Here is a 17873-nt window from a genome sequence, read left to right on the forward strand (position 1 = left end):
TACACTTGTATCAGTTCGCAAATGTAAAGTCTTTGAAGAAATAACGGTTTATTGGCTCATTCGTTTGCATGAGCATTATTGGGTTGATATTAACACTTTTCTATAACGATGGCAGATGCGCCACCTCCTCCGTTACAGATGCCTGCTACACCGATTTTACCTTTTTTCTGATCGAGTACAGAGGTTAGTGTTGTGATAATGCGTGCACCTGATGCACCGAGTGGATGCCCTAGTGCTACTGCTCCACCGAGGACATTGACTGTGTCTGGCTTGAGGCCGAGTGCTTGTATGTTGGCGAGTGCGACGACTGAGAACGCTTCATTAATCTCATAGAAATCTACGTCTTTGGGCGTTAATCCAGCGTGTTTTATCGCTTTTGGGATTGCCAGCGATGGAGCAGTGGTGAACCAGATAGGTTCCTGTGCGGCATCTGCAAACCCCAATATTTTTGCGATGGGTTTTAGTTCCAATTCTTCCATTTTTCGCTTGCTCATTACCACTAGGGCGGAAGCTCCGTCGTTGATGGTGGACGCATTGGCTGCCGTGACAGAGCCATCAGCGTTGAAGACGGGACGTAACGATGGGATTTTGTCGAATTTGACCTTGCGGAATTCTTCGTCTTCATTTACTACGACGGGCTCTCCTTTTCTTTGTGGTACTTCTACGGGTACGATTTCGTTTTTGAAAGAACCAGCTTCGGTAGATGTAGCTGTTTTTTGGTAAGAAGCAATAGCGTATTCGTCCTGCGCTTCGCGGCTGATGTTCATTTCCTTGGCAGTGTTGTCTGCGCAGCTACCCATGGGGAATTTATGATATGGCTCCCAGAGCCCGTCATGTAGCAATCCATCGAGCATTTGTCCATGTCCATAACCGAGACCGTAGCGTGCTTTTGGTACGTAATATGGGATATTGGACATGCTTTCCATGCCACCAGCGACTACCACGTCGTTTTGTCCAAGCATGATGGATTGAGCAGCGAGCATGACGGACTTCATGCCAGAGGCACAGACTTTATTGACCGTAGTGCACGGGACGTTGTAGCCTATGCCAGCTCCGATCGCTGCTTGGCGTGCGGGTGCTTGTCCTAATCCTGCTGATACGACATTGCCCATGAATACTTCGTCTACATTTTCGGTTTGTATTCCTGCTTTGTTGAGCGCGCCTTGGATAGCAATAGAACCAAGTTGGACCGCTGAGAGAGAGGATAAACTACCGCCAAAACTTCCTATTGGTGTGCGGACGGCAGATACCAGATATACTTCTTCCATAATGATTTTGTTTTTGGGTTGTTATATACCAAATGTAATCAATGACCTAGGCGTTCGTCAAGCGAACAGCCGCTTTTTCTTGGATGATATTCTGTACGGGACGCTTTTCGATTTTGGATTCTAGCCACGAGATGATATCGAAGTACAAGAAAGCTCTTTTTTCGTAAGGATCTTTGGATAGCAAGAGGAGATTATTACGCAGTGTTTCGAATCGTTTTTCTAGCTCTTTTTCCGTGATGTTTGTCTTTAGTCTTACGAGGAAGTTGAGGATGTATTTTTGAAACTGATGGAGGTCTTCTTTCTTCAGAAGAAAACGATAGGTGGATCGTACGTAGTACTCGATCAACTCCATGTTGCCTAGTTCATAGTGGCTGATCAGGTTAACTATCCGTGCAAAACCGTGAATGTCCTCTCTCAAATCCACTTCGTGCGAGTTGATGATTTTGTTGAGCCAGATAATGGCAGTTTTGTGGTCGTCATTTCCAAAGTATAGACAGGCGGTTTTGAAGTACATGATGACTCGAGAGTGTGGGTCAAGCTGTAGAGCAAAGGGTTCGATTCCTGGCATGATCCGTTCTATTAGGTTAACACCTCTCCTAAAATCTCCTTTCATAAAGAGTCGATTAAACTCGTGGACGAAGGTGTATTTCTGCAGCTTTAGCTTGATGTTTTCGTTGAGGTGAGCAGAAGGCAGGGTGTATAATGCACGGAGCTCACGTGTGGTGTTTTGAAATTCACGGTATTTCAGGAGTTTGTTTTGAGCGATTAGTAGATAGTTCAGACTAGAGATGTAAGCTTCCAGCCTTGATTGGATTAGTGTTTTTTGTCCCGAAAAGAGCTCGACGAGCCGTTTGGCGTACTGATACCCTTTTTTGAAATCCTGAATAAAAAAATAGTAACCTATATACAGAGTATACAAACTGATTTTTTCACTGACAGAAAAAGTCGCTTCATTGAATAATGGCAAGTTGGAGTTGAAAACCTGATTGATGTCCTTGTAGTCACTTTCATTTCGGATGAACCCAATTTTTTTGTACATCGCTTGTAGTTTGAACTGGAGGTTGGAGAAAGAGTTGATATGGTTGATGCGTGTGGTGGTTTCCTCTATCTCTCGTATCACTTTGTTGGTTCGCTCTAGACTGTCACGGACCGTATGTCGTGTGAGCATTTGTTTCTCCCATTTTAAAATCTCCAATTGCATCTCAAGGTTGTCACTCTTGATGGCCATCTTTTTTGCTTTTTTGATTACCTCAGCACATTGGGTATAGAGACTTTTGTTGAATAGAATCTCGGCGTGATCCACCATGTCCCGGATACGGATGTTGGGGAGTGTACTAGAATTGTAGTCTCGCAGTGATTCGAGTACTTTGGTGTAGAGGTGAGCTTTGAGATTAGAGAGTTGTTGTGCCTTGATTATGGGCGCTTTGATCAATATTTCATCGTCATCGAATTTCTTCTGCTTGTCAATAACGCTAAATAGATGGGTGTATTTGGCGTTTTCTGTGCCACTATTCGATAGGTTGAAATAGCGCTTTTCACTTTTCTTGAGTGACTTGATCAAAAGAAATAGAGAGTCGGATCTTTCTTTAGACATTGTATTTAAAGTTTGTTCTATTTACGTTAATTGGAGTATTTGGTTCGATTATGACTTGTTAGAGATCGTAAATAAATAAAACAATGGTATTTTTTAGCGATAATTCGCTAATTACTTTTGGAGTGTAAGAAATAGAAACAGAACTATGGAAAATCGCATACACATATTCGATACGACGCTTAGAGATGGAGAACAAGTACCTGGGTGCAGGTTGAATACCAAAGATAAGTTGCTGATAGCGGAAGAACTAGAGCTGTTGGGGGTTGATATTATCGAAGCGGGCTTTCCGGTTTCCAGCCCTGGAGACTTTGAGTCTGTGTCTGAGATAGCCAAATTGGTTAAAAATGCTACTGTGTGTGGATTGACGCGTGCAGTACAAAAAGATATAGAAGTAGCTGCCGAAGCATTGAAACATGCGAAGCACCCAAGAATCCATACAGGGATCGGGACATCGGATCAGCACGTGTTTACTAAAATTAAAACTACTAGAGAAGATATCCTAGTGAGAAGTAAGCAGGCTGTCAAGTGGGCAAAAAAATATGTGGAAGACGTGGAGTTCTATGCGGAGGATGCGGGACGTACCGAGAATGCCTTCTTGGCGCAAGTCGTAGAAGCGGTCATTGCAGAAGGAGCCACAGTGATTAATATCCCGGATACCACAGGGTATTGTCTGCCAGAAGAGTATGGGGCTAAAATCAAATACCTCAAAGAAAACGTCAAAGGAATTGAGAAAGCGATCTTGTCGACGCACTGTCACAACGACTTAGGTTTGGCAACTGCCAACTCTATCGCTGGGGTACAAAATGGAGCGAGACAAATCGAATGTACTATCAATGGAATTGGAGAGCGTGCAGGAAATACATCACTCGAAGAGGTTGTGATGATCATGCGCAAGCACAGCTGGTTGAAAAGTGATACGCGGATAGATGCTAGACGCCTCAACGCCATGAGCCGATTGGTCTCTGAAAAAATGAGAATGCCTGTACAGCCAAACAAGGCGATCGTAGGATCGAATGCCTTTGCACACTCATCGGGGATACACCAAGACGGTGTGATTAAGAATCGGGACAACTACGAGATTATCGATCCAGCGGAAGTCGGCGTGAACGAGTCATCTATCATTCTGACAGCCCGTAGTGGTAGGGCAGCATTGAGCTACCGATTGGAAAAAATCGGTTTCAAGCTAGCCAAAGAAGAGTTGGATGTAGCGTACAAGCAGTTTTTGTCTGTAGCAGACAAGCATAATGTGGTAGAGGAGGAGCAATTGAAAGAGCTCATGAATGCACTAGCAATTAGTGCCTAAGCATAAGATATGAAGAATCGAAACACAAATAAAGCAGAGTACGCATCAGCAACTGTCAAAAGTAGTAAGCGGACTCCAAAACAGCATGACGAAAAATTGACTGGCCGTATGTTCTTAGGGTCTAGTCAGTGTAGAGGCACTAGGACTAACTACCTGTATGCCTTTGGGGCTGAATGATTGTTTTTCGAATAAGGTAAGTTAAGTCGAAATCGCAGTAGGTGGTTTCTTTGGGTAGGAGAAAAGTGAAATTTCAATTCTTCCTGAGCTAAGTATTGTTTAGTAGGCTACAAGCGAGTGTATTTTATTTTTGTCAAAAACCCGACTGTTTGTTTGGAACTGAAAATTAAAATGAGCTATTTTGGCATTAATTAAAAGAAAGAAATGATAGCAATTATTGTCATAGCATTAACGATTGTAGCAGTGGTCACCGTGATCACAGGCCGGGAATGATATATCAATAATTCTAAAAAAATATTTGAAGCGTCATTCCCCCAAAGGATGACGCTTTTTTATTGCCCAAAAACAACAGATAAAAGTGATAACGATTATTGACATATTAGCTATTGTCACTGTGACTGCCGTGTACGGTTACTGAGAAAGCTGCGTATATCTAAAAATATCCGAAAGCCTTTCTCTTTACAGTGAAGGGCTTTTTTTATGTCTATTGCTAAATAACTTAAAGAGATTAGACCATGTATTACAACGAAAATTCGATTCTTTACCTAGACGGCCAGTGGCTCAAGGCTTCTGAGGCTAAAGTCAATTTGTATAGCCAAACCATGCATCATGGCAATGGCGTGTTCGAAGGAATACGGTCTTATGGTAGTGCTGCAGGACCAAATATTTTCAAGGCTAAGCAGCACTTTGAACGCTTGAAGTTTTCGGCAGAGCGAATGGCAATTAAGTTTCCCTACTCGGTGGACGAACTCGTCAAGATTTCTTATGAGTTGATAGAAAAGAATAATTTGGAGAATGCCTACATCAGGCCATTGATATATCTCGGCGCTAACATGAAGCTGATTACCTGTGGTGAGACACATATCATGATGGCGGCTTGGGAGTGGCCTCCATACCTCGGAGACGAGTCACTCAAAGTGATGATTTCATCCTACCAGCGTCCAAACCCAAAGTCAATTCCGATCGAAGCGAAGGTGACTGGCAACTATACCAACTCTATTTTGGCAACCAATGAAGCCAAGCGAGAGGGGTACGATGAGGCTTTGTTGTTGGATTCGGACGGTTATGTGTCGGAGGGCTCGGGACAGAACTTTTTCTTTGTCAAAGACGGTGTGATCTATACGCCTCCATTGGGCAATATCCTGCCAGGTATCACGAGAGCAACCATCATTGAGTACGCCATGGAGCTCGGCTATCCTGTCGTGGAAAAGCTGTTCGTGCCAGAGGATATGAGAGGAGGGGAAGTTGCTTTTTTCACAGGTACGGCGACAGAGGTTGCGAGTATTTCCTCGATAGGAGATATTGAGTTCAAAAAAGATTGGAAAGAAACAGTGGCCTACGAGCTGTTTCAGATGTATAGAGCCAGAGTCACCAACGAAGAGTTGAGTGAGTCGGCGGTAGGATAACAAGAGAAGATTAGAAATATTAGAATATAAATGGAACTTAACAAACACAGTAAGACGATCACGCAAGATCCTTCGCAACCTGGTTCACAGGCACAATTGTACGCGACTGGATTGACAGAAGCCGACATGAGCAAAGCACAAGTAGGTATAGTCAGTACCGGTTTTGAAGGAAACCCATGTAACATGCACCTCAATATTTTGGCTCACCAAGTCAAAAAAGGGGTCAAAGAAGCTGATCTAGTCGGTTTGATTTTCCATACTATAGGAGTCTCCGACGGGATATCCAATGGTACAGTTGGGATGAAATATTCATTGGTGTCTCGTGACATTATCGCAGATTCCATCGAGACAGTGGTCAATGCACAGTTTTACGATGCAGTAGTTCCAGTCGTAGGGTGTGACAAGAACATGCCTGGCGCTATCATGGCTTTGGGACGATTGAACAGACCGGGACTCATGGTCTACGGCGGCTCGGTCAAGCCTGGGAAATGGAAGGGCGAAGACCTCAACATTGTATCGGCTTTCGAGGCGTACGGCCAAAAACTAGGAAATAATATTTCTGACGAGGATTTCAAAGGAATCATCAAAAATGCAATCCCAGGCCCAGGGGCATGTGGAGGGATGTATACCGCGAATACGCTAGCATCTGCTATCGAGGCAATGGGGATGAGTTTGCCTTCTTCTTCTTCCAATCCTGCCGAAAGCGAGGACAAGAAGCAAGAGACCTATAGAGTAGGGCAGGCGGTGAGACATTTGCTGACCGAGGATATTCGTCCGAGCGACATCATGACCAAAGAGGCGTTCGAAAATGCGATTCGATTGGTGATGATTACAGGAGGCTCTACCAATGCGGTGCTTCACTTGATCGCCATGGCCAAGTCTGTCGATGTGCCGATCGGGCTGGATGATTTCCAAAGATTGTCAGATACGACTCCTTTCTTAGCGGATTTGAAACCAAGTGGAAAGTACCTCATGGAGGATCTTCACAACGTGGGAGGTATCCCAGGTGTGATGAAAGTCTTGTTGAAAGAAGGGTATCTACACGGTGATTGTATGACTGTGACGGGTAAGACTTTGGCACAAAACATAGAAGAAGGACCTTCTTTGAAAGCGAAGCAGGATGTGATTCACTCCTTTGGAGATCCGATCAAAAAGTCGGGACACTTGCAGATTCTGTATGGAAACCTCGCACCGACTGGTGCGGTAGCGAAGATTACAGGCAAAGAAGGCGAGTACTTCGAAGGGCCAGCGAGATGCTACGACGATGAGTTCGCGGCGATCAAAGGAATCGGCGAAGAGGTGCAAAAAGGAGAAGTGATTGTGATCCGATACTCTGGGCCAAAAGGTGGGCCAGGGATGCCAGAGATGCTCAAGCCTACAGGTGCTGTGATGGGCGCAGGATTAGGCAAAGACGTGGCATTGATCACGGACGGTCGATTCTCTGGTGGTTCGCATGGTTTCGTGGTGGGGCACATCACTCCAGAAGCGCAAGAAGGTGGGCCGCTAGGATTGGTGAAAGATGGAGACATCATCGCCATCGATGCAGTCAACAACAAACTCGAACTGAAGATCAGTGACGAGGAGATGGAGAAAAGAAAGAAAGAATGGGTACAGCCTCCTTACAAAGCAACCAAAGGCATACTCAAGAAATATATTAATCAAGTAAAGTCTGCATCCGAAGGGTGTGTGACCGACGAATAAATATTAGGAGAAATGGAGACTTCTACATTAGAACAAGAAAAGAAAGCTATGGCCAAAACCGAAAGAATGACTGGCTCTGAGGCACTCCTCAGATGTCTACTCGAGGAGGATGTCGATACCATATTTGGCTATCCTGGTGGAGCCATCATGCCTATCTATGACTTGCTATACAAGTACATGGACAGACTCAATCACATACTCGTACGTCACGAGCAGGGTGCCGCGCATGCCGCACAGGGTTATGCTCGTGTCAACGGCAAAACAGGTGTCTGCTTTGCGACTTCTGGGCCAGGTGCAACCAACTTGATCACAGGGATCGCGGATGCACAGATCGACTCTACGCCGATGGTATGTATCACAGGGCAGGTCGCTTCGCACTTGCTGGGGACGGATGCTTTTCAGGAGACGGATGTCGTGGGTATCTCTATGCCTGTCACCAAGTGGAATATCCAGGTGACCAAAGCATCGGAGATTCCTGAGGCGGTGGCCAAGGCCTTTTATATCGCCAATACGGGTCGTCCAGGTCCGGTATTGATCGATATCACCAAGGATGCACAGTTTGAGGAGTTTGATTTTTCTTATCAGAAATGTGAAAGAATCCGTAGCTATCACCCGTATCCAATTTTGGATGAGTCCAAAGTAGATGCTGCGGCCAAACTGATCGATGAGGCGAAGAAACCGATGATCCTCGTAGGACATGGTGTCATCATCTCACAGGCACAGCGTGAGCTTTTGGCATTCGCCGAAAAAACGGGCATACCGATGGCATCTACGCTGCTGGGACTGTCAGCCGTACCTACTGCTCACCCATTGTACATGGGCTACCTCGGGATGCACGGCAACTACGGCCCCAACGTCAAGACCAACGAATGTGATCTTTTGATAGCAATCGGGATGAGGTTCGATGACAGGGTGACAGGAGATTTGAATACCTATGCCAAGCAGGCCAAGGTGATACATATCGAGATCGATCCAGCGGAAGTAGACAAGAACGTGAAGACAGAAGTCGCGATCGTATCGGATGCCAAAGCGGCATTGTTGAACTTGGTACCGAAAGTAAAAGAGAACAAGCACGAATCATGGATTGAAGAGTTCAAGGCGTGTGACAAAATTGAATATGACAAGGTTATCGAAGGTGATTTTTTTCCGAAGGGAGAAGAGTTGAAAATGTCTGAGGTTATCAAAGCGATCTCTGACAAGACCGAAGGAAAAGCCATCCTAGTAACTGATGTAGGACAACACCAGATGATTGCGACGAGGTATTACGAGTTTAGCGATACGAGGTTGAATGTGACCTCTGGCGGTTTAGGAACCATGGGGTTTGCCCTGCCAGCGGCGATGGGTGCCAAGATGGGACGACCAGAGAAGGAGGTCATCGCAGTGATTGGGGACGGTGGATTCCAGATGACAATTCAGGAGTTGGGTACGATCTTCCAGAGCAAGATCGGGGTGAAAATTTTGATCTTGAACAACAACTTTCTCGGCATGGTGCGTCAGTGGCAGCAGTTGTTCTTCGATAGTCGATACTCCTTTACTGAGATGGTCAATCCGGATTTTCAGAAGATCTCCGAAGGCTATGGTATCCCATGTAGTCGCGTCGATAAGCGAGAAAATCTCGACGATGCGCTCAAGACGTTCTTGGATCACGAAGGGCCTTATTTGCTCGAAGTGATGGTTGAAAAAGAAGGAAATGTATTTCCAATGATTCCAACAGGAGCTTCGGTTTCGGAAATGAGGTTGGACTAAAAAATTAGATTAAAGTGGATAAGCAACATACATTATCGGTACTGACCGAAGATAAAGCAGGTTTGTTGAATCAAATCACGATCATCTTTACGAGAAGGAAGATCAATATAGATAGTTTGAACGTGTCTTCTACGGAGGTGGCAGGTATCAGCCGATTCACCATCGTGGTAACGTGTACGCAGGACGAAGCAGAAAAAACCGTCAAGCAAATCCGCAAGATTGTGGATGTATTGGGGGCCTTTTTGTACAACGAGGATCAGATCTATTACCAAGAGATCGCTCTATATAAGGTGCCTACGTCGGTGTTTTTGAACGGTCAAAGTATCGAGAAGCTCGTCCGTGAAAACGGTGCGCGGATTTTGGTGATCGAAGAGGATCACATTATCCTAGAGAAGACAGGACTCAAGGACGAAACACACGATCTATACGAAAAACTCGTGCCGTTAGGGCTTTTGGAGTTTGTGCGTTCGGGGCGTGTGGCACTTTCTAAGTCCAAGCGCAAGACGGAGGAGTATATCAAGGAACTAGAGAACTCCAAGGATAACCTGTTGGACATCCGAAATTTTTAAGAACAGACACTAGATATTAGCACCTAGGCTCTTGGCGTCAAAGTCTTGAATCTAGGTGCTAAGAATCTAACATCTAATACAATGAGACAAGTACTACTTCATGAGGGTTCGAGACAGCTTGACTATGAGATCAGAGATATCGTCAAGAAAGCAGAGGCTTTGCAAGCACTCGGACAAAAAATCTATTGGGAAAACATCGGAGACCCTATCCTCAAGCATGCGGTAGTACCCGCCTGGATCAAAGAAATCTTGACCACTCTGGTCAATGAAAACTCGACCTACGGTTACTGCCACTCCAAAGGAGAACTCGAAACGCGCAAATACGTCGCGGGTAAAAACAACGAAAAAGGCGGTGCACAAATCACTGCAGACGATGTCTTGTTTTTCAACGGGCTGGGAGATGCGATAGGCAAGCTCTACCAGTTTTTGAATCCCTACTCGCGTGTGATAGGTCCCTCGCCAGCCTACTCGACACACTCTGCACTGGAGGCGGCACACTCCAACAAGGAACCACTGACCTACAACCTTGATCCAGAGAACAACTGGTATCCAGATTTGGCAGATCTCCGATTAAAGGTCAAATACAACCCCAACATCGTAGGGATATTGATTATCAATCCAGACAACCCAACCGGGATGGTCTATCCTGTGGAGATTTTAGAGGAGATCGTGGAGATTGCTCGGGAGTTCAACTTGTTTTTGGTAAGTGACGAAATCTATACCAACATCATCTACAATGGTGTAGAGACCAAATCTCTCGCCGAAGTACTCGGTGATGTACCTGGGATTGCCATGAAGGGGATATCCAAAGATACTCCATGGCCAGGGTCTCGGTGTGGTTGGATGGAATTCTACAACCGCAAGGTGGACGAGCAGTTCGATCAGTACTGTTCGACGCTGGAAAATGCCAAGATGGTAGAGGTATGTTCGACGACTTTGCCGCAAAAGGCATTGCCTATCATCCAAGAACACCCGAAGTTCAAGGAGTATTTGCGTGAACGTAGAAAAGAAATTGAGGAGCGAAGTGAGATCATTTCACAGTATCTCCATGAGATTCCTTACATCACTTTCAACAAGACCAATGGGGCGTTTTACAACACCATTGTATTCAAAGACGGATCTATCAATGACAAGCAGTTTTTGAAGATCGAGGACGAGCAAATCCAAGCCCTAGCGGAAGACTGGGTGGAGAAAATTGGAGAGCCAGACAAGCGCTTCGTCTATTACTTGTTAGCTGCCAAAGGCGTGTGTGTAGTGCCTTTGTCTTCGTTTCAGTCCGAACTGAGAGGGTTTAGAATCACGCTACTCGAAGAGAACCAAGAGGTGTTGAAGCAGACTTTTAGCAAAATCGCTGAAGCAATCTATGAGTTCTGTACCTCAGATGTCGACGAATCAGTAGAGGCAACACTGTCCTAAACTATGGAGTCGGCAGTCAAATCCAATAAACCTACACTGGTAGGTGTGATGAAAGCGAGCAAGGGGCTGGAAGGCGTGGCGGTGCATACTCCGCTCATGCCCAATCTCAACTACTCCGAGCGCTACGATGCGGAGGTGGAGTTCAAGCGTGAAGACCTACAGGTCGTACGTTCGTACAAGCTCCGTGGAGCCTACAACAAAATCGCAAGCCTCAGCAAAGCCCAACAAGACAATGGAATCGTCTGTGCCAGTGCTGGAAACCATGCTCAAGGCGTAGCATATTCCTGTCAGAAGCTAGGTATACACGGCACGATATTCATGCCGAGTGTCACACCCAAGCAGAAGATCCGGCAGGTTAAGATGTTTGGCAAGGACAAGGTAGAAGTCGTACTGACAGGCGACACCTTCGATGACGCTTATAAGCAGGCACAGCGCTATTGCGAAGAAAACCAATCGACGTTTGTACATCCGTTTGACGATCAGAAAATCATCGAAGGACAAGGAACAGTAGGACTAGAGATCGCCAATGATACTGGTGCGCCCATTGACTATTTGTTTGTACCGATCGGGGGTGGAGGTCTGGCCTCTGGCATCATCACGGTGTTCAAAGAACTGTCGCCAGCGACCAAAATCATCGGGGTAGAACCTGCTGGAGCACCGGCCATGCGTGACTCCATCGCTGCAGGGGAGAATGTGACCCTCGACGAGATCGATACTTTCGTAGATGGTGCGGCAGTGCGAGCCGTGGGGACTCAGACTTTGGAGATTTGCCAAGACGGGCTGGAGGAGATCATTCTCGTGCCAGAGGGCAAGATCTGTACGACGATTCTACAGCTGTACAACGAGGAAGCCATCGTGGTAGAACCTGCAGGCGCCTTGACGCTGACCGCTCTGGACTTCTACAAGGAGCAAATCAAAGGCAAGCATGTCGTCTGCGTGATCAGCGGTAGCAACAACGATATCACCCGTACCGAAGAAATCAAGGAACGTTCGTTGCTCTACGAGGGGTTCAAGCATTATTTCATCTTGCGATTTCCACAACGAGCGGGGGCACTCAAGGAGTTCGTCTCGGAGATACTATCTCCCGGAGATGATATCGTGCACTTCGAGTATTCGAAAAAGCACAGCCGCGAAAAAGGTCCCGCTTTGATCGGAATCGAGTTGCAAAACAAAGACAACTTACAAGGGCTGCTGGACCGCATGACTGCCAAGAATTTTGTCTACGAGTACCTCAACGACAAGCCGGACTTGTTGCAGTATTTGGTGTAGTGAAGAAAGTTCAGAACATAGCACTGTGGGTACTGGCTGTAGTGGTCGGTGAGATGGTTTTGTTCTGGGGAGTGGGGCAGTTTTTCGCGGACAAAGCGATCCAATATCAACTCACAGCAAGGTACTCAGCGAGAGTGTCACTGGGGTTGTTCTCAGGACTCTATCTATGGGTCGGACTGGAGGGGTGGAAGACAATATACGCTTCTAATCAGAAGCAAACAGTCGCATGGACGGTGTGGCTTGTATTGGCTGTTAATCATGCCGTACATTTTTACTTCTTGGCGATGACGCACCACCTGTTGGGGTGGGAGTTGTGGACTGGAAAAAGTCTAGGAGGAGCCATCGGGTACGTGATTATTCTGATCATGCCATTGATCCTATGGGATAAAAAAGAGCTCACTCGTGGCGTATATGCCATGTTGCTGTTCGCTTTTGTGTACCTAGAGATGATCTTTTTTGTGAGTTATTTGGGCAGGTGGAACAGAGACTTGACACTGGCTTCATCACCAGTAGTGTATCAGGCGTGTGCGCTGTGGGTCGTGCTTTTGTTTTTGCTGAACCTGCGAAGGGTATGGCTGGATAGAGGCAAAAGTTGGTAGACGATCAATAGATTGAATGAAATATATACGAACTTCGGAATTCAACATTCCATGTTTGATATTTTGAACATCGAATAAAGAATGACGAATATTGAAGTGAGTGACTAGAACCAACCAAGTATGAAGTACAATTATGATTTAGAAGAAAGACTAATTGAATTTTCAGTCTCGATCATTGATGTTGTGGACAAAATGCCTAGTTCAAAAGCAGGAAATCATTTGGCTGGGCAATTGGTTCGGTCTGGGACTTCAGTAGCATTGAATTATGGAGAGGCTCAGGCAGGGGAATCCAGACGGGATTTTATTCATAAACTGAAAGTAGTATTGAAAGAATTGAGAGAGTCTTATATCAATCTTCAAATTATTAAGCGAGCCAAATTGTTTGACCACATGGAATTGATCGAAAAGATTTTGGATGAGAATAATCAGTTGATTTCAATCTTTGTAAAAAGTGTAGTCACTGCAGAAGGAAATCAGAAGAAGGTGTAGGCGATAACTTCGCCATTCACTATTCAACATTCCTTGTTCGATATTTTGAACATCGAATAAAGAACAAGGAATGACGAATATTGAAGTGATTCTACTCTTCATAGCGTTGAAGTGTAGTCACTGCAGAAGGAAATCAGAAGAAGGTGTAAGCGATAACTTCGCCATTCACTACTCAACATTCCTTGTTCGATATTTTGAACATCGAATAAAGAACAATGAATGACGAATATTGAAGTGATTCTACTCTTCATAGCGTTGAAGTGTAGTCACTGCAGAAGTGAAATCAGAAGAAGGGATAAACGAAAACTTCGCTACTCTCTATTCAACATTCCTTATTCGATATTTTGAACATCGAATAAAGAACAAGGAATGACGAATATTGAAGTGATTCTACTCTTCATAGCGTTGAAGTGTAGTCACTGCAGAAGGAAATCAGAAGAAGGAATAAACGAGAACTTCGCCATTCACTACTCAACATTCCTTGTTCGATATTGTTAATAACGAATGGCGAGTATTGAATACAGAATATTGAATTGGTCTATCGAAAGGTAGGTTGTGAAGTGATTCTACTCTTCATAGCGTTGAAGTGTAGTGACTGCAGAAGTGAAATCAGAAGAAGGGATAAACGATAACTTCGCCATTCACTATTCAACATTCCTTGTTCGATATTGTTAATAACGAATGTCGAATATTGAATACAGAATATTGAATTGGTCTATCGAAAGGTAGGTTGTGAAGTGATTCTACTCTTCATAGCGTTGAAGTGTAGTCACTGCAGAAGGAAATCAGAAGAAGGGATAAACGAAAACTTCGCTATTCACTATTCAACATTCCTTGTTCGATATTGTTAATAATGAATATTGAAGTGTTTGTTACATACAAGAATATAAATTGACGAGAGTCAACGTGCCTGTCGATGGCAGGCATTAAACTTTGAACTTAAAAATAAATGAAAGTATTAAAATTTGGAGGTACATCCGTAGGTACCCCAGACAACTTGAGAAAAGTAAAGGATATCCTAGCAGCAGGTCAGCCTGAGAAAACCGTTTGTGTGGTTTCGGCTCTAGGCGGAGTGACCAATCTGCTACACGCATGCAGCGATCTCGCAGCAGTGGGTGACGAGTCCTACGAAGCGTCGTTGGCACAGATCGAAGCGAGACACCTCGATACGATCAAGGAATTGATTCCGGTCAAAAGTCAATCGGTGACCTTTAGCAAGATCAGAATCCTGCTCAATGATCTCGAAGACATCATGAAGGGGATTTACCTGATTCGTGAGCTTTCGCCAAAGACCTTGGACAAGGTGCTTAGCTTTGGGGAGATACTTTCATCCAATATCATCGTGGACTTCCTCAACGCAGAAGGGTTGAAAACCGACCTTGGTGACTCACGCGTATTGATCAAAACCGACAATATCCACAACAATGCCAACGTGGATTTTGCCTCGACCAACAAGAACATCACAGACTATATTCCTACAGCGGCCAATTTGGTGGTTTGTCCAGGATTTGTGTCGTCCAATGCAGAGGGCGTGACGACTACCTTGGGTAGAGGAGGGTCTGACTATACAGCGGCTATTTTCGCGGCGGCCTTGGATGCAGATTCGTTTGAAATCTGGACTGACGTGAGCGGCATGATGACTTCTGATCCGCGTCAGGTTGCGGCGGCTCATCCGATCGAGAAGCTGTCGTTTCAGGAGGCATTAGAGCTCTCGCACTTTGGGGCGAAGGTGATCTATCCACCGACGATCCAGCCCGTGTTGGACAAGAAGATTCCAATAAAAATCAAAAATACATTTGCGCCGGAGGACGCGGGGACTACCATCTGCGAAGATGCCAATGGCGACAAGCAGTTCGTCAAGGGACTATCCAGTGTCAGCGATATCGCGCTGCTCAACTTGACAGGAAGTGGCATGGTCGGTGTGCCGAAGTTCTCCTTCAGATTGTTCAAAGCACTGTCAGAAGCCAAAGTTAATGTTATCATCATCACGCAGGCTTCTTCGGAGCACTCGATCTGTGTGGGCATAGACAAGAAAGACATCGAGATATCCCAAGCAGCCATTGCGGAGGAGTTTCAGCTCGAACTGAGCCTGCGCAAAATCGATCCGCTAGAGGTCGAGACAGGCATGGCCATCGTGGCACTCGTCGGTGACAAGATGCGTGAGCACGTCGGGATCGGTGGGCAGATGTTTTCTGCACTAGGCGAAAACGGGATCAGTATCAAAGCCATCGCGCAGGGATCATCCGAAAGAAACATCACCGTGGTGCTCGAAGAGAAGCACCTCAGCAAGGCACTTAACGTATTGCATGAGAGCTTTTTCCTATCCCAGCGCAAGCGCATGAACTTGTTCATGATCGGGATCGGCAATGTCGGCGGTACCTTCATCGAGCAAATCAAGAAGCAGTACAACTATTTGGATGAGTTCGAAAATGTCGACCTACGCATCGTGGGGATTGCCAACAGCCGTCAGATGCTCTTCGATATAGACGGGATCGATCTCGCCGATTGGAAAGGGCAACTGGAGTCCAAAGGAGAGAAAATGGCTCCACAGGTATTCGTAGACAAGATGGTCGAGTCGAACCTGCGCAACAGTATCTTCGTGGACAATACCGCCAATGCAGAGATTGCAGGACTCTACGAAGGCATCTTGCGCAAGAGTATTTCGGTCGTCACGCCCAACAAGATCGCTTGTGCATCCGACTATGATACCTACGTCAACCTTAAAAGCACCGCCAGAGAATACCAGGCCAAATTCTACTACGAGACCAACGTCGGTGCAGGGCTACCTGTCTTGACGACCCTAGGGGATTTGATCAAGAGCGGGGACAAAATCCAAAAGATACAAGCCGTCCTTTCGGGTAGTTTGAACTTCATCTTCAACTCCTTCAAACCAGGGGTGAAATTCGTGGATGTGGTCAAGCAAGCGGGGGTAGAAGGCTACACCGAGCCCGATCCGAAAATCGACCTCAGCGGGGTAGACGTGATGCGCAAGATTTTGATTTTGATCCGCGAGAGTGGGTTGAAATTCGAACTGGACGATATCGTCAGCGAATCCTTCATCCCAGCGGCGTGTATGGATACGAAAACCAACGACGAGTTCTATGCCAGCCTAGAACAACACGACGAGGTGTTCCAGAAACTGGTGAGCGATGCAGAAGCCAAAAACTGCCGCCTCAAGGTCGTAGCGACCTTTGACAAGGGCAAAGCATCTGTGGGCTTGCAGGAGATTCCGAAAGACCACCCGTTCTATATCTTGGAAGGAAAAGACAACATCGTACTCTTCTATACCAACCGATACCAGGATCAGCCTTTGGTGATAAAAGGCGCCGGAGCGGGTGCAGAAGTGACAGCTTCGGGTATATTTGCGGACGTAATGCGCATCGCAAATAGCTAACAAAAACCGAGTCAAGCCATGTCTAATTCAATCAAAGTTTTTTCACCCTCTACAGTCGCCAATGTAGGCTGTGGATATGACGTTTTGGGGTTCGCTCTCGATGGCATAGGCGAAGAAATGGTCGTGACCGAATTGTCAGATGACAAGATGGTCATCCTCGAAAATGACAAGTTTGATCTGCCGCTCAAGCCTGACAAAAACGTCGCATCGGTGGCCGCTCAGGCGCTACTCGATGCAGCAGGTATCAAGAAGGGCTACAGCTTCGCGTTTGACAAGCAGATCCATCCCGGTAGTGGGATGGGGACGAGTGCTTCGAGCTCGGCAGGCGCTGTGTTTGCGGTCAATGAACTGATCGGCCGACCTTTCAATACGCATCAGCTCGTGGAGTTCGCGATGGAAGGAGAAAGAATGCTCTCAGGCAAGGCACATGCAGACAACGTCGCGCCCAACCTGCTCGGCGGTTTTACGCTCGTGCGTGCCTATGGGCCACTCGACGTGCTGCAGTTGCCCACACCGGACAACATGTACGTGGCGATCGTCCACCCACAGGTGGTGGTCAAGACCACAGATGCCAAGCGTATGCTCAAGCAGACGGTCAAGCTCGACCAAGCAGTCGCCCAATGGGGCAATGTCGGTGGGCTCGTGTCGGGACTGTACGAATCGGACTTTGGGCTGATTGGTCGCTCGATGGAGGACCATATCGTCGAGCCGGTACGCAAGTTGCTGATTCCGCTCTATGACGAAGTGAAGGCCAAAGCGCTCGAAGAAGGTGCCATCGGATGCAGCATCGCTGGGTCAGGCCCTTCGATATTCGCATTTGCCGAGGGCAAAGCAACCGCAGAAAAAATCAAGGCCAGCATGCAAGCCATCTACGACGAAGTAGGCATACTGGCTTATACTTACTTATCCAAAATCGGCACAGAAGGCGTGAGAGTTCTTTAA

The 17873-nt window shown here is 46.2% G+C and carries 13 protein-coding genes; 11 read left to right on the forward strand and 2 right to left on the reverse strand.

Annotated features, from left to right (window positions below; translation table 11 throughout):
* Positions 1 to 89 precede the first annotated feature (89 nt).
* Positions 90 to 1268, reverse strand: a complete 1179-nt coding sequence (locus BGP76_RS19920; protein ID WP_119845958.1) for an acetyl-CoA C-acyltransferase — start codon at positions 1266 to 1268, stop codon at positions 90 to 92.
* 46 nt (positions 1269 to 1314) lie between these two features.
* A complete protein-coding gene (locus BGP76_RS19925; RefSeq protein WP_073122631.1) occupies positions 1315 to 2862 on the reverse strand; it encodes a hypothetical protein in 1548 nt (515 codons plus the stop codon).
* A gap of 145 nt (positions 2863 to 3007) precedes the next feature.
* Between BGP76_RS19925 and BGP76_RS19930 the strand changes: the two genes are divergently transcribed.
* The 11 genes from BGP76_RS19930 to BGP76_RS19980 all read left to right on the forward strand — a co-directional run bounded on the left by BGP76_RS19930 (position 3008) and on the right by BGP76_RS19980 (position 17873).
* Positions 3008 to 4165 carry a 2-isopropylmalate synthase gene (locus BGP76_RS19930; RefSeq protein WP_073122629.1) on the forward strand — a complete coding sequence of 386 codons (1158 nt, stop codon included), beginning with the start codon at positions 3008 to 3010 and terminating at the stop codon, positions 4163 to 4165.
* A 692-nt stretch (positions 4166 to 4857) separates the two neighbouring features.
* Positions 4858 to 5748: a branched-chain amino acid transaminase gene (locus BGP76_RS19935; protein ID WP_119845959.1), complete on the forward strand. Its 891-nt coding sequence runs from the start codon at positions 4858 to 4860 to the stop codon at positions 5746 to 5748.
* A gap of 30 nt (positions 5749 to 5778) precedes the next feature.
* Complete coding sequence (ilvD, locus tag BGP76_RS19940) at positions 5779 to 7449, forward strand: dihydroxy-acid dehydratase (protein WP_073122626.1); 1671 nt, start codon at positions 5779 to 5781, stop codon at positions 7447 to 7449.
* A gap of 12 nt (positions 7450 to 7461) precedes the next feature.
* Positions 7462 to 9195 carry a biosynthetic-type acetolactate synthase large subunit gene (gene ilvB, locus BGP76_RS19945; RefSeq protein ID WP_119845960.1) on the forward strand — a complete coding sequence of 578 codons (1734 nt, stop codon included), beginning with the start codon at positions 7462 to 7464 and terminating at the stop codon, positions 9193 to 9195.
* A gap of 14 nt (positions 9196 to 9209) precedes the next feature.
* Complete coding sequence (ilvN, locus tag BGP76_RS19950; protein ID WP_073122622.1) at positions 9210 to 9764, forward strand: acetolactate synthase small subunit; 555 nt, start codon at positions 9210 to 9212, stop codon at positions 9762 to 9764.
* 81 nt (positions 9765 to 9845) lie between these two features.
* Positions 9846 to 11180, forward strand: a complete 1335-nt coding sequence (locus tag BGP76_RS19955; RefSeq protein WP_073122621.1) for a pyridoxal phosphate-dependent aminotransferase — start codon at positions 9846 to 9848, stop codon at positions 11178 to 11180.
* 3 nt (positions 11181 to 11183) lie between these two features.
* Positions 11184 to 12449 (forward strand): threonine ammonia-lyase IlvA, encoded by a 1266-nt coding sequence (gene ilvA, locus BGP76_RS19960; RefSeq protein ID WP_119845961.1) that lies wholly within the window; start codon positions 11184 to 11186, stop codon positions 12447 to 12449.
* Positions 12449 to 13048 carry a hypothetical protein gene (locus BGP76_RS19965; protein WP_119845962.1) on the forward strand — a complete coding sequence of 200 codons (600 nt, stop codon included), beginning with the start codon at positions 12449 to 12451 and terminating at the stop codon, positions 13046 to 13048. The genes ilvA and BGP76_RS19965 overlap by 1 nt, the downstream gene beginning before the upstream one ends.
* Before the next feature lie 120 nt (positions 13049 to 13168).
* The gene (locus BGP76_RS19970; RefSeq protein ID WP_073122617.1) at positions 13169 to 13537 is read left to right on the forward strand and encodes a four helix bundle protein; all 369 of its coding nucleotides are present in this window, start codon (positions 13169 to 13171) and stop codon (positions 13535 to 13537) included.
* Between the two features lie 949 nt (positions 13538 to 14486).
* The gene (thrA, locus tag BGP76_RS19975; RefSeq protein ID WP_119845963.1) at positions 14487 to 16931 is read left to right on the forward strand and encodes a bifunctional aspartate kinase/homoserine dehydrogenase I; all 2445 of its coding nucleotides are present in this window, start codon (positions 14487 to 14489) and stop codon (positions 16929 to 16931) included.
* Positions 16932 to 16949: 18 nt separating this feature from the next.
* Complete coding sequence (locus tag BGP76_RS19980) at positions 16950 to 17873, forward strand: homoserine kinase (protein ID WP_073122614.1); 924 nt, start codon at positions 16950 to 16952, stop codon at positions 17871 to 17873.

Origin of the sequence: Reichenbachiella sp. MSK19-1 (assembly GCF_003590315.1) — a bacterium.
Classification (GTDB): Bacteria; Bacteroidota; Bacteroidia; order Cytophagales; family Cyclobacteriaceae; genus Reichenbachiella; species Reichenbachiella agariperforans.